The sequence below is a fragment of the Ketobacter sp. genome (assembly GCF_003671495.1).
Taxonomy (GTDB): Bacteria; Pseudomonadota; Gammaproteobacteria; order Pseudomonadales; family Ketobacteraceae; genus Ketobacter.
On sequence record NZ_RCHN01000043.1, the window covers coordinates 39,898 to 53,843 of the forward strand.

A 13,946-nucleotide genomic window follows, 5' to 3' on the forward strand; every position below is an offset into this window, starting at 1 on the left:
CCTCCATAAAAGACTTCGACTCTTGTGTTTTTATGCTAACGTGATTTATAAGAGTTTTGAAATTTTGCTGATCGACCTTTCAACGGCAGTCCGCACAGAAATATCTCGCTTTTCATTCACGACCATAAAAAACAGGGAGTATACCCATGAGCAACAACTATTCCGCCCCCAACGCGGCATTAGTGGATAGCAACGAATCCGGAGGCTCTTTGCAGGCCGGTATCGAGGGCAATTATTCAGTGGAGCTGTCCGATATCCTGTCGGAATCCTGGCAAAAGACCAAAGGCAGCAAACGCTATATTCTGGGGGCCGGCATTCTCATGTATGTGATCTCCTTCGTGGTGATTGCCGTTGTGACCGCCATCAGCATGTTCGCCATAGGGACTGATCCTGAATCCCCGGGGCCCATGGCCATTCTGATCCAGGTGGTGCTGCAGATCCTGTTCATGGCCCTGATCCTGCCCTTCTCCGCCGGCATCTTTGTCATGTGTTTGAAGCAGGTCCAGGGGGTGCAGCCCGAATTCGGCGACCTGTTCTCCTGTTTCAACAAGACCGGTAAACTGCTGGGTTGCATGATCCTGATGTACATCATGATCTTCATCGGCTACCTGCTGTTTATCATTCCGGGGATTTACCTGAATTTCGCCTACATCCTGGCGATTCCATTGATCGTGGACCGGGACATGGGCCCCTGGGAAGCGCTGGAGACCTCCCGTAAAGCCATTACCAAGCATTGGTTGTCGGTGTTCCTGTTCTTCATCGTGCTCACCATCATCATGCTGGTCAGTATGCTGCCCTTGTTCATCGGCCTGATCTGGAGTGTGCCCCTGATGGCTATCGCCATGGCGGTGCTGTACCGGGAAGTGTTCGGCATCACCAGCTATTGATCGACCGCGTTCCGGAGTCTGGGTGTCTTGCACATCCAAACCTACACCCTGACTCCGGGGCTGCGTTGGTAGCTGTCCAGCACGTCCATGTAATTTTCCCGCTCATAGCCTACCGGATTCACCGCATTCTGATGGCTCAGGCTGCCTTTTAACTGCTGTACAGATTGATATTCCCGGTCTTCCATCCACTGGCTCATGCCCCGTAACACATCCTGGATCACCTCCGGCCCGCCCTTCAACAACACGCTGCACAGATGCACCACATCGGCCCCGGCCAGTAACGCCTTCAACGCATCCTGAAAGCCGTGAAACCCGCCGGTGGCGGCCAGGGTGAAGGTCACCTGAGGGCGCAGCAGCGCCAGCCAGCGGATGCGCAGCAGGGTCTCCTGGCAGGAAGACAGGCTTAACTGTGGTTTGACCTGCAGGCTCTCCAGGTCGATGTCCGGCTGATAAAAGCGGTTGAACAACGACACCCCGGCGGCGCCATTAACCTCCAGGGCCGTCACGAAATGCATCAACCCGGTAAACTGGTTGGAAAGTTTAACCGTACAGGGCACCTGCACCGCCTCCACCAACCGCTGCACGATATGCAGATAGCGTTGCTCAATGATTTCACTGCGGGCACCGGGCTCGGCATTCATGCCATAGAGGTTCAATTCAATGGCGTCGCAACCGGCCTCTTCCAGGTCCTTGGCATGATCCACCCAGCCACTGTCGGTAATGCCATTCAGGCTGGCCACCACCGGAATGGACAGGGCGGCCTTGTAGCGACGGATCTGCTCCAGGGTTTGATCCAGCCGGGATTCAAAATGATGGGCATTCGGCAGGAAGCTGTCCGCTTCGTGATGCCCGATATCCTGCATCACCACAAACCGGTCCAGCGATTCCTGCTCGTGAATCAATTCCTCTTCGAACAATGACGGCAGGATCAGCGCAGCCGCGCCGGCATCTTCCAGGCGCCGGGCATCGTCAAAGTGTCCGGTGAGGGGGCTGGAAGATGGCACCAGCGGATTCTTCAGCGTCAAGCCCAGATAGGTTGTTGTCAGGTCCACCATCATTGCAGCTCCTCATCCCAGTCCAGCGCCGCCAGTTGCTGATAACGCTCGTAGCGCTCCATCACCTCTGCCCGCGCCTGATTCAGTAATGCTTCCGCCCGCTCCGGATGGGTGTTCCACAGCATGTTGAAGCGGGTTTCGCTTTTGACAAACTCGCCGTAATCAATGGACGGCGGCTTGGAGTCCAGCTTCAGGGGATTGATGCCCTGAGCAGCCCGACGCGGATCAAACCGGAACAGCGGCCAGTGACCGGAATCCACGGCCAGGTTCTGCTGCCGGTGGTTGTGGCTCATGTCCACCCCATGGGCAATGCAGGGGGCATAAGCAATGATCAGGGACGGGCCGGGATAGGCCTCTGCCTCCAGGAACGTGTGCAGGGTGTGCACGTCCTTGGCGCCATAGGCCACGTGGGCCACGTAAACGCTCTCATAGGTCATGGCGATGCGGGCCAGGTCCTTTTTGGCGGTGGGTTTGCCACTGGCGGAGAACTTGGCCACCGCTCCCCGCGGGGTGGCTTTCGAGGTTTGCCCCCCGGTATTGGAATAGACTTCGGTATCCAGCACCAGGATATTCACATCCCGACCGGAGGCCAGCACATGGTCCAGGCCGCCATAACCGATGTCATAGGCCCAGCCATCGCCGCCGATGATCCAGATACTCTTGCGCACCAGGGCCTCCAGCACCGACTCCAGCTGTCGCGCATCCGGGCTGTCCAGTTCAGCCAAGCGGTCGCGCAATTGTGCCACCCGCTGCCGTTGCTCATACAGATCGGCTTCGCTGGCCTCGGGTGCGTTCAACAACGTATCCACAAAGCCCGGCGAAAGTTGATCTGCCAAACGACGCAGGCTGTCTTCGGCAATGATCCGTTGCTGGTCATAGGCGGCGCGAATGCCCAAGCCGAATTCCGCATTGTCTTCAAACAGTGAATTGCTCCAGGCCGGGCCCCGCCCGTCGGCGTTTTTAGCCCAGGGCGTGGTGGGCAGGTTACCGCCGTAAATGGAGGAACAGCCAGTGGCGTTGGCCACCACCATGCGGTCACCGAACAACTGGCTGGCCAGCTTGATGTAGGGGGTTTCACCACAACCGGCGCAGGCACCGGAAAATTCAAACAGGGGTTCCAGCAACATGGACCCTTTCATGGTATTGGCTTTCACTTCACGCCGATCGATGTCCGGCAGGCGGAGGAAATATTCCCAGTTCAGTTTCTCCTGTTGCTTCAGCGGTTCAATGGGCGCCATATTCACGGCTTTGTGACTGGCATTGCTCTTGTCCCGAATGGGGCAGATATCCACGCAGAGAGAACAGCCGGTACAGTCCTCCGGTGCCACCTGGTAACTGATGTGAGTACCCTGGGGGTAATCCTTGCCTTTGATCTGCACATGCTTGAAAGTGGCAGGCGCATCCACCACCGCCGCGGCCGGAAAGGCTTTGCTGCGGATCACGCTGTGGGGACACACGAAAGCGCACTTGCCGCAATGGGTACACAGCGTTTCATCCCACACCGGGATTTCCAGGCTGATGTTGCGCTTCTCGATTCTGGCGGTACTGAGCGGGTAAGTACCATCCGCCGGCAATTGGCTCACCGGAATCAGGTCGCCTCGGCCGGCAATGATTTCCGCCGTCACCTGACGCACAAAGTCATCCGCAATGCCGGCACCCACTTCCTGAATCTCAAAAGTGGAATTCACCGCACCGGGCAACGGCACCTGAACCAATGCCGCCAGGGTGTTATCGATGGCTTCGAAATTGCGGCGGGTGATGTGGCGACCTTTGCGGCCATAAGTTTTTTCCACCGAGGCCTTGATCTGGGTAATGGCCTCGTCTTTGGGCAGCACCCCGGAAATGGCGAAGAACACCGTTTGCATGACGGTATTGATGCGGCGCCCCATACCGCTTTGCTGGGCCACGGCATAGGCGTCGATGATGTAGAGACGAATGTTCTTATTGAGGATGTGTTGCTGGGCCGAGCGCGGCAGTGATGCCCATACCTGGTCTTGCGCCAAGGGTGTATTCAACACAAACACCGCATTCGGCGCCGCCTTCTTCAACATGTCATACTTTTCCAGAAACACCGTCTGGTGGCAGCCGACAAACTGCGCCCGGTTATCCCCGATCAGGTACGACGAACGAATCGGGTGTTTGCCAAAGCGCAAATGGGACACGGTGACTGCGCCGGATTTTTTGGAGTCATAGACAAAGTAACCCTGGGCGTTGAGGTCCGTGCATTCACCGATGATCTTGATGCTGTTCTTGTTGGCGCTCACAGTACCGTCGGAGCCCAGTCCATAGAACAGGCATTCGATGGTGTCCTGACCGTCGGTGGAGGCCGGTAATGCAGTGTCATCCCAGGGCAGACTGAGGCCGCTGACATCGTCGTGTATGCCCACGGTGAACGGGTGTTGCGGCCGTGACTGCTTCAGGTTATCGAAGACAGAACACACCATGCCAGGGGTAAATTCCTTGGAGGACAAACCGAAGCGCCCTCCCACAACCTTGGGCACCCCGGTAAAGGGTAAGTCACCTCGGCAAACGGCCTCTAACACCGCCGCCGCCACATCCTTGTACAGGGGTTCTCCCTCAGCACCGGGCTCCTTGGTGCGATCCAGAACCGCAATGGCCCGGGTGCTGGCCGGCAAGGCTGCCAATAACGCCTGCCCCACGAACGGTCGATACAGGCGCGGTTTCAACACACCCACTTTTTCACCCTGGGCCTGCAATACAGACACCGTTTCCGCCACGGTTTCCGCAGCGGAGCCCATCACAATGATCACCCGTTCCGCATCCGCCGCGCCCTCGTAATCGAACAAGCTGTACTGGCGCCCGCTGCACTGGGCAAATTGATCCATGGCCTGCTGCAGGATGTTGGGAAACGCATCATAGAAGGGATTCACCGTTTCCCGCGCCTGGAAAAACACATCCGGGTTCTGGGAGGTGCCCCGGATCACCGGGTGGTCCGGTGATAGCGCCCGCGCCCTGTGCTCCTGCACCGCATCCGTATCGATCAGGGCCCTGATGGTAGCGTCTTCCACCAGCCGGATCTTTGCCACTTCATGGGAGGTGCGGAAGCCGTCAAAAAAGTGCAACACCGGAACCCGGCTGCGCAAGGTGGCGGACTGGGTGATCAACGCCATGTCGTGCGCCTCCTGCACGCTGTTGGAAGCCACCATGGCAAACCCGGTGCCGCGGGCGGACATCACGTCACTGTGATCAGCAAAAATGGAGAGCGCCTGAGCCGCCACCGACCTGGCCGCAATATGAAACACCGTGGGCGACAGTTCCCCGGCAATCTTGTACATGTTGGGCAGCATCAGCAACAAGCCCTGGGACGCGGTGAAGGTGGTGGCCAGGGTGCCCGCCTGCAGCGCGCCGTGGATGGCACCGGCGGCGCCGGCTTCACTTTGCATCTCTATGATCTGTGGCACGGAGCCGAAGATATTGGGGCGCCCCTGGGCGGACCAGGCATCGGCGTGCTCACCCATGGGGGAGGCCGGGGTAATCGGATAGATGGCGATGACCTCGTTGGTCTTGTGGGCGATGTACGCCACCGCCTCATTGCCATCAATGGTTACATAACGTACTGATGAGTCGGACATCCGGCTCTCTCCTGTTCAGGTCCCGGTTTCCGGTTGAAGAACCTGATCACTGTTGCACGATGGCCATAGTGGGCAATTGATCTGGAACAAGGGTGAAAAGGATTTTACCCAACCGTCACATGGGGTAGGCTCAGGAAACTCAAAAAACCAACGAGCCCGGGGGCAACCATGGCCAAACCACCGCACAAGAGCGGCTTATCCCGTCGTTCCATCATCAAGGGCGCATTGCTGGGCGGCGCCGCAGCGGCCACCGCCCTGACCCCTGCCGCACGGGCCGATGACAGCAGCGAGCCAGGCGCGTCTGATGCCCGCTATTGTGATGCCCTGGTGGTGGGTGGGGGCCTATCCGGACTGGCTGCCGCCCTTCAGCTGAAACGTCAGGGCAAAAGCGTGGTGATCCTGGAGGCCCGGGACCGGGTGGGAGGCAGAGTATTCAGTTTTAACAGCCCGGGTGCCTTCCAACACCTCACCGTGGATGGCGGCGCCGAGTTCATCGGCGATCCCCAGTTGCGCATGATGGAGCTGGCTGAACGCTACGGCATCACCCCGGTGCCCACCCTCAACCAGGGCCGCAATATTTATTATCGCCGCGCCAAGGCCACCACCTTCAACGCCCAGGGCCCTTTCGGCGCCGTGCCCATCGACTACGGTGTATTCCAGCTGGCCATTGCCCAGGAAGCCCTGCGGGCGGAATCGAAGAAGTTCCCGGTGGGCAAACCCTGGCTCCACCCACGGGCGGAATACTACGACCAGATGACCTTTGAACGCTGGATCATCAAGCACATGGCCTCCAACGCCGCCCGTAACCTGATGCGCCTGTTCTGCTCCTCCCTGCTCAGCGTTCACCCGGCTGAGGTATCCGCCCTTTTCCTGTTCCACTATGTGGCCAGCGCCGGGCATGAACAACTGAACGGCTCCCCCGAAGCCCTTTCCAATGTGGAAGCGCGGCTCAACGGCGAGAATATCGGCGGCGCCCAGCAATACATATTGGAAGGCGGCGCCCAGCAGCTTGCCTGGGCATTGCTGCAGGAGTTTTTGATCGACAGCACCCAAAGACCAGCACAGCAAAGCCGCTTTGACCACAGCGTACTGCCGGATTATGACAGCAACGCCGAGCGTTATTTTGAATACGCCACCGGCGCGGCCCTGCAACTGGATTCTCCGGTACGGTCCATCCGCAGGCTGCCGGATGCAGAGGGTTTCAGTGTGCATTCCGACCGTCTGCAGGTGGAGACCGCCCAGGTGATCGTGGCCCTGCCCCCGGCCCTGATCAAACACATCGAGTTTCACCCGGCCCTGCCCCCCGGGCGCATGCAACTGCACGACCGCATGCCCATGGGCTCCATCGCCAAAGCCATGATTTATTACGAAACCCCGTTCTGGAAAGCGCAGGGGCTTACCGGCCAGGTCATCAGTGACCTGAGTGGCGACAGCGGCCCCATCGACGTGTTGTATGACAACTCCCCTCCCGCCAGCGCCGAGCTGCCCGATCCACCGGGGATACTGATCGGATTCATTTCTGCCAAAGCCATGCGGGAACTGGACAACCTGACCCAGCAGGTGGATGCCGAACGGGATGCCAACGGCGAATTTTATCAGCGGGTGCGCGAACGCTGCATCAACAGCCTGGAGCAGTACTTCGGCGAGAGCGCAGCGGCGGCCAACGTGGTGGACTTCGCCTTCAACCGCTGGGATGACGAAGTCTGGTCCCGCGGCGGCCCCACCGGCATCGGCACCCCCGGCGTCATCACCGGGTATTGGCAGCAGCATTTACGGGAGCCTCTGCAGGGGCTTTACTGGGCGGGCACCGAAACCTCAGATTACTGGGCTGGTTATATGGAAGGGGCAGTTCGGGCTGGCATTCGAGCGGCTCAGGAAGCCTTGTAACATCAACTTGTAACGCCACCGGGTAAATTCAACCTGTACCACTCACGAGGAGCAGGCATTCCATGAATTGTGTGACGACCATTGTTCGCGCTGGCCACCGCATCCTGATTTGCGGTCTGCTGGTAACGCTGCTCAGCTCGCTGTTGGCCTGCTCGCCGCCGGACAGTGCAGAACAGATCATTGCCGAGCATATTGCCACACTGGAAACGGCCATCGAGGAGAAAGACCCGGACCCGGTGCTGGCGCTGATTCACGACAACTTCAGCACCCGCACAGGCGTCGATAAACTGTGGGTCAAGCGCACCATGGCGTTCTATATGCTAAAGCACGCCAACATTGCAATACTCACCAGCGGCCTCCACATCGAGGTGCTGGACGACACCGCCACAGCGCGCTTGACGGCCGTGGTAAGCGGCGGCCAGGGCCTGATTCCTGAGCAGGGTGCGCTCTATCAAATTGAAACCGAATGGCGCCTGCATGAGGGTGACTGGCAACTGATCTATGGGGACTGGCGGCGTCCTTGAGTTTTGACAACAGCCTCAGTACAGTGTCAACAACAGTCAGCCACGGAGAAGCCACCATTACTTATTCCATCAATATTTCACGGGTCGAGCAGGATCTCTACGATCTTGCCAAATTCGGTTATAACGAAAAAGACAAAGGCATCTATCGGCAGGGCTTTACGGAAGAAGACCGCCAGGCCCGGCAATGGTTGATGGCGTATTTCGAGCGCTGCGGTTTGCGTACCCATATGGACGGCGCCGGGAACGTATGTGGTCGCTTCGGGCCGGAGGGCAAACCGGCCATCCTGATCGGTTCACATCTGGACTCGGTGCCCGCCGGCGGCATGTTCGACGGCACCCTGGGGGTGGTGGCCGGACTGGAATGCATTCGGGTGATTCAGGAGCAGGACATCAGCCTCACCTACCCCATTGAAATCATCGCCACCAGTGAAGAGGAAGGCCGCTTTGGCGGCATGCTGGGGGCCCAGGCCCTGACCGGCAGCCTGACCCTGGACTGGTTGGAAAACGCCAAAGATCCCAGCGGCATCACCCTCAAGCAGGCCATGGCCAACCAGGGCCTGGATTACCACCAGGCTCTGCACGCCAAACGCAGCCCGGACAGTGTAAAAGCGTTCCTGGAATTGCACATCGAGCAGGGCCCGGTGCTGGAGGCCAGCAAGAACACCATAGGCGTGGTGGAAGGCATCTCCGGTGTGTTCAAGTGGCTGATCAAGTTTCTCGGCAAGGCGGATCACGCCGGCACCGCCCCCATGGACCTGCGCAGCGATGCCTTCATGGGGCTGGCGGATTTTGCCCACGAAATCAAACGCATCATTGACGAAAACGGCACCGACAAGTCGCGCCTGACCATCGGCCGGGTGGACCTGAAACCAGGCTACGCCCACACCGTACCCGGCGAGGCGGACTTCACCCTGGTAGGGCGGGATATGTCAGAAGACGTGATGCGGGATCTGGCGGACAGTTGTCGCAAAGCCCTGTCTGCCATCGCCCGCCGTCATCGGCTTATGTTTGAGTATGAACAGATGAGCTGGCTGGAGCCCAAGGGCTGTTCCCAACAGATCATGGACGTATTCGAGAACACCACCCGCGACCTGGGTTACAGCTATCAGCTCATGCCCAGTGGTGCTGGCCACGATGCCCAGTTCTTTACTGACATCACCCCCACCGGCATGATCTTTATTCCCAGCGTGGGTGGCGTCAGTCACGCACCGGATGAATGGTCCCATTGGGAGGATGTGGAAAAAGGCTGCAACGTCTTGTTGAACAGCCTTATCCGTTTGCAGGAAGCGCTCTGATCTTCCACCAGAGCGCCTACGCGGTTGCGTGCCAACCCAGTTCGTCGGCACGCTGCTGCGCCAGATTGGGCAGGTCCTGAGCCACAAAGTGGTGATGCAATAACTGCACACCCAACACGTGGTTGATCACCGCATCCAGCTGCACTTTGGTCTCCCGGTCCATATTGGGGTCTTCGTGGTCGGCGATCATCTTCTCGATGGCAGCGCTGTCCAGCAGACCGGCCGCCTGCACCTTTTCCTTGCTGGCAAACTCGTCCATCAGCGCCATCAGGGATTGCCATTTCTTCTTGTCGGTGTGCGCCGGCGGCGCCATAAAAGCAAACTTCTGGCGCTTGTACAGGGTCTCCGGCAACAGGCCTTTCATGGCTTCCCGCAGCACGTATTTTTCAGTGGCCCCCTTGATGCGCAGCTGCGGAGGAACGGTGGTGGCGAACTTGGCCAGGTGGTGGTCCAGGAACGCCGGGCGCGCCTCCATGGAGTTGGCCATGTCCACCCGATCACCGCCCCAGGTGAGGATCTGCCCTTCCAGCATGGTTTTGATCCAGACGTACTGGGCTTTGTCCAACGGATGACGTCCATCCAGTTGGCTGCGATCAAAGGTGGCCGCAATCTGTGCCCCGGCGTCGTAATCCTTGAGCTGTGCCCGCCATTCAGGGTTGAGCAGTCCCATGGCGTAGTCATGGCAGTGCAGCCAGTTCTGCAGACAGGTGGGTGTAAAGCCCACCACATCGGTCATGGCGGCGGAATTGAAGTCCTCCCGCGGCAGCATGGCGCCCCGGAACAGGCTGTTGCTCTCCTCCAGGCTGGATTGCCATTCTTTACGCAGGGAGGCCGGCAGGTCGTCCAGGCCGTACAGGAACATGTCCTTGCGGAAAGCGGGGTAGCCGCCGAACAATTCGTCGGAACCTTCCCCGGTGAGCACCACCTTGTAGCGGTTCTGCTTCACTGTTTCGCTCATCAGCAACTTGGCCACCGCCAGCGTGTTGTAGATGGTGCGCTCGGTGTGCCAGATGGTACGGCTGAAATTGTTGTAGAGGTCGTCCGCCGACAGCTTCAACACCAGCTGGTCAGCCCCGGTCATCTCCGCCATTTCCCGGGCAATGGGGGTTTCATCGTATTCACTGCTGTCAAAGCCGATGGTGAACGCTTTGACCGGGTCCTGCCGCACCGCGGCCGACAGGCCCAGGATGGAGCAACTGTCGATTCCTCCCGACAGATAACATCCCACCGGCACGTCGGCGTTCAAACGCAGTTGCACCGCCTCCAGTAATTGATCCCGCACGCCTTCAATATAGTGGCTTTCATCGTGGTGATTGACGTACTCACCGGCCACCGGAAAGTCCATGTCCCAGAATTTTTTCTGGCTGATGATCAGCTTGCCGTCTTTGCGTTTGACCTTGATCATGTGACCCGGCGGCACCTGGTGCACGCCTTCGAACGCCGTGCTGCCGGGCACCATCACCTGGATCAACTGGTGGTAGGTTCCCGCTGCATTCAACTGGCGCTTCACCGAGGGGTGGGCGAACAGTACTTTCAGCTCAGACCCAAACACGATGCCGTCGGCGGTTTCGCTCCAGTACAACGGCTTGATGCCGAACCGGTCCCGCACCAGATACAGCGCATCTTCGCTTTTGTCGAACAGGGCAAAGGCAAATTCCCCCCGCAGGTATTGCAGGGTTTTTTCCATGCCATAACGGGGATACAGGTGCAGAATGATTTCAGAATCACTCTTGGTGGCAAAGCGGGCGCCGTTGGACACCAGCATGGCGCGAATGCGCTGGAAGTCATAGAACTCCCCGTTGTGCACCAGATAATACTGCTGATCCGGCGACACCAGGGGTTGTCTGCCGCGCTCTTCGTTCAGGTCGATAATCGACAAACGGGCGTGACTCAACCCAATGCCGGCACCGGCCGGATTGGTGTAGCCAAAGTTATCCGGACCCCGGTGATACTGAATGGCCGCCATATTGACCAGGACCTGGGAATCAATCGGCTGCTGAGGGTCGCGGTGAAACACACCGGCAATACCACACATAAAACTCTCCTGTTGCTGCGCCCTTGCGGGCCTTCAATTTACATCCAGACGTCCATGACTCGTTCGATCCGCTCACACATGCAGGTGAGCAGGGCCATGCGTAGGAATACTGCTCCGCGGGCCTGGGAAAAGTACCAGTTGTGGGGCGTTTCATCCAAATCCGTGGACAACTCATCACCCCGTGCCAGGGGGTGCATGACGATGGCGTCCTTTTTCAACGGTGAGCGGCGATCCAACACAAAGCGCGAGCCGTAGGATTCGAACCCATCCCCTTTCCAGGCAATGGCGTTGATGTACACCACATCCAACGTCGGCAGCACTGGATCCAGCTCCGTCGTGGTGCTGATCTTGAGACCGGCCTGCTGCAATTGTTCCAGTTGGCCTTCGTCCCAGATGTGATCGCCCTCCTCGTGCACGATCACCACCTCATCCAGATATTCCGGAAAGATGGCGAGCATTTTCAGCAGGCTGCGTACAGTACGCATTTTGTTGGGTACACCGATGATGCCCATACGCACCGGCGCCGCGCCCTCATCGCTGAGCAAAGCCGGCCGCCATTTCAATATGGTATACAGGTCCGCCAGCGCCTGGGTGGGGTGCTCATCGAGGCCGTTACCGGCATTGATGATAGGAATACGCAGGCTGCGCATCATCTCTTTCACCGAGGATTCATTGGTATCCCGCAGCACCACGCAATCGCCATAGTTATTGAACATCTCCCCCACATCCGACAGGGATTCACCCTTGGCAATACCGGTGGTGGAACGATCGGTGATGGACATGATGTCCCCGCCCAAGCGGTGCCAGGCGCTTTCGAAGGACAAACGGGTACGGGTACTGGGCTCGTAAAACGCACTGATCAGAATCTTGCCCTGCAACGGGGTACGAAAACGCTGCGGGTTGCTCTCAAATTTCGCTGCCAGCCGGAATAACTGCAGCAGGACATCACGACCGAACTGATCAGAGGAAATGATGTGCTGGGAGGAAAGCTGCTTGAGATGCTCACCATCTTCGTGAATGGCTTTGAGCAGGCCTTTGGGATGAGCGTCACCGTATACGTCCGGAACCTTGCGCTCGAACTCCACATTGTCTTCTTTTACATTGTTCACCATAGCGTACCCCGCTTCCAATCCATCAGCAGAAGCCCCACCAATACCAGAGGGGAAACGCAGGTCACCAACAGCGCCCCCCCCACCAACACTTCAAATAACGCTTCACTTATCGGCACGTTATTTCTCCATACGCTGCAAGCGTTCCCAGTTAAATTGTTCATTGTGGATAGCCAGTCCGATCAAACATACCACCAAAGACACCAGACAGGATGTTAAGGCCGCCACGTAAAAACCAATCTGCACATACGCCACCAACCCACACAGGGTTCCCAGCAACATGGCCAACCCGGCGTAGAGGCCACCCAAGCGGGGCCGGTAGAGTCCAAATACAATGGGCCAGATGGTGCTGGCCACAAAAGCACCCGCAAAATTCAGCAACTCACCCAAGGTGGTAACCCGCTCCAGACACAGTAACCAGGTCAACAGGCCCAAACACAGTATGACCCACTTTCCCACCTTGAACAGGTGTTCGTTGCTGGCCCCGGGTCGGATGATACCTCGGTACACATCCTCGGTGAGCAGATCACTGGTGGCCGCCAGCAGGGAGTCCAGGCTGGAGGCCAATGCAGAAAACACCACAATGAACACAAACACCGCCCCCACACTACCAAGCAATTTTGCGGCCACCAGGGGGCCGACCATATCCGGGCTGGGGGGATACAGCCCCAGTGCCGGGGCAGCCAGGGCAATAAACCCGGTGACAATCGGGATGGGCAACCACAGCAGACCGGAAATAAGATAGGCCTTCTTGCCGATGCCCTCGCGGAACGCAAACGCCCGCGACCACCACACATTGGAGTGAAAAATCTCGCCGATACCAAAGAAAATATTATTGAACAGAAACATGATGGCCGCCGGGAACAACAGGTTGAGCAGCTCTGGTTGCTCCTGGCTTACGCTTGCGTAGATGGTATCCAGCCCCACATCCCGCCAGCACACATAGCCGATGAACAGCACGCCGCAGAGGATGATCAATGTCTGGATAAAGTCCGTGGCGATAACCGCTTTCAAGCCCCCCAGCAGGGTGTAGCCCACACAGATCACCAGTATCACCGTCATGCCGATCTGGTAATCCAGGCCACTCAGGGAATGCAGCAGGATGCCGCCGGCCATGCCCAGGCTGATCAACCACCCCATGGCGTAAAAGAACGACACCACCAAAAACACGTACCAGGCCCCGCGGCCGTAGCGCACCCGGATAAAATCCCCACAGGTGTAACCCTGCGGCATCAGCGACTTGATGCGCTTGGCCATGGGCGCGAACAGGATCAGCCCCAGCGCGGCCATGGAATACCCCACCATGCCCCAGATGCCGAATTGATAGGTCAGTTGAGGGGCAACCAGGGTGGTATTGCTGGTGACCCAGGTGGCCATGGCGGTGGCCGATGCCAATGCCAACCCCACGTTACGGCCGGCCAGCATGAAATCGTCCACAGTACGATTACGCCGCCCCAGCCACCAGCCGAAGCCAACCCAGGCGAGTCCGAACAGAACGAGGATGATGATGGCAGTTTGGGTAGAAATCTGGGCAGCGAACATAGGAACCGTTTGTAATTGT

10 protein-coding genes are annotated in these 13,946 nt (G+C 58.3%); 4 read left to right on the plus strand and 6 right to left on the minus strand.

The window, feature by feature from the left end; translation table 11 throughout:
- Positions 1 to 146: 146 nt before the first annotated feature.
- Positions 147 to 887 (plus strand): hypothetical protein, encoded by a 741-nt coding sequence (locus D9N14_RS19340; protein ID WP_290582834.1) that lies wholly within the window; start codon positions 147 to 149, stop codon positions 885 to 887.
- A 41-nt stretch (positions 888 to 928) separates the two neighbouring features.
- Here D9N14_RS19340 and D9N14_RS19345 read toward each other — a convergent pair whose 3' ends face one another.
- Together D9N14_RS19345 and nifJ are read right to left on the minus strand one after the other, a co-directional pair.
- Positions 929 to 1,945, minus strand: coding sequence for a dihydroorotate dehydrogenase-like protein (locus tag D9N14_RS19345; RefSeq protein ID WP_290582836.1), 1,017 nt, complete (start codon positions 1,943 to 1,945; stop codon positions 929 to 931).
- On the minus strand, positions 1,942 to 5,535 hold the full coding sequence (nifJ, locus tag D9N14_RS19350) for a pyruvate:ferredoxin (flavodoxin) oxidoreductase (protein ID WP_290582838.1): 3,594 nt from the start codon (positions 5,533 to 5,535) through the stop codon (positions 1,942 to 1,944). Before nifJ ends, D9N14_RS19345 begins: the two co-directional genes overlap by 4 nt.
- Positions 5,536 to 5,703: 168 nt before the next feature.
- Here nifJ and D9N14_RS19355 point away from each other — a divergent pair, with 168 nt between their 5' ends.
- The 3 genes from D9N14_RS19355 to D9N14_RS19365 all read left to right on the plus strand — a co-directional run bounded on the left by D9N14_RS19355 (position 5,704) and on the right by D9N14_RS19365 (position 9,241).
- Entirely contained in the window at positions 5,704 to 7,422 is a 1,719-nt protein-coding gene (locus D9N14_RS19355) for a flavin monoamine oxidase family protein (RefSeq protein WP_290582840.1), read from the plus strand.
- Between the two features lie 62 nt (positions 7,423 to 7,484).
- A complete protein-coding gene (locus D9N14_RS19360) occupies positions 7,485 to 7,946 on the plus strand; it encodes a nuclear transport factor 2 family protein (RefSeq protein ID WP_290582842.1) in 462 nt (153 codons plus the stop codon).
- Positions 7,947 to 7,969: 23 nt separating this feature from the next.
- Positions 7,970 to 9,241: a Zn-dependent hydrolase gene (locus D9N14_RS19365; RefSeq protein ID WP_290582844.1), complete on the plus strand. Its 1,272-nt coding sequence runs from the start codon at positions 7,970 to 7,972 to the stop codon at positions 9,239 to 9,241.
- A 16-nt stretch (positions 9,242 to 9,257) separates the two neighbouring features.
- Here the strand turns inward: D9N14_RS19365 and asnB are convergent, their stop codons facing one another.
- Genes asnB through D9N14_RS19385 form a run of 4 tightly spaced genes read right to left on the minus strand, consistent with a single transcriptional unit; the run spans position 9,258 to position 13,927 of the window.
- Positions 9,258 to 11,276 carry an asparagine synthase (glutamine-hydrolyzing) gene (gene asnB, locus D9N14_RS19370; protein WP_290582846.1) on the minus strand — a complete coding sequence of 673 codons (2,019 nt, stop codon included), beginning with the start codon at positions 11,274 to 11,276 and terminating at the stop codon, positions 9,258 to 9,260.
- Between the two features lie 38 nt (positions 11,277 to 11,314).
- Positions 11,315 to 12,388, minus strand: coding sequence for an aspartate carbamoyltransferase (locus tag D9N14_RS19375; RefSeq protein WP_290582848.1), 1,074 nt, complete (start codon positions 12,386 to 12,388; stop codon positions 11,315 to 11,317).
- Positions 12,382 to 12,504, minus strand: coding sequence for a hypothetical protein (locus tag D9N14_RS19380; RefSeq protein ID WP_290582850.1), 123 nt, complete (start codon positions 12,502 to 12,504; stop codon positions 12,382 to 12,384). The genes D9N14_RS19375 and D9N14_RS19380 overlap by 7 nt, the downstream gene beginning before the upstream one ends.
- A 1-nt stretch (position 12,505) precedes the next feature.
- Complete coding sequence (locus D9N14_RS19385; RefSeq protein WP_290582852.1) at positions 12,506 to 13,927, minus strand: sodium:solute symporter family protein; 1,422 nt, start codon at positions 13,925 to 13,927, stop codon at positions 12,506 to 12,508.
- Between the last annotated feature and the right edge of the window lie 19 nt (positions 13,928 to 13,946).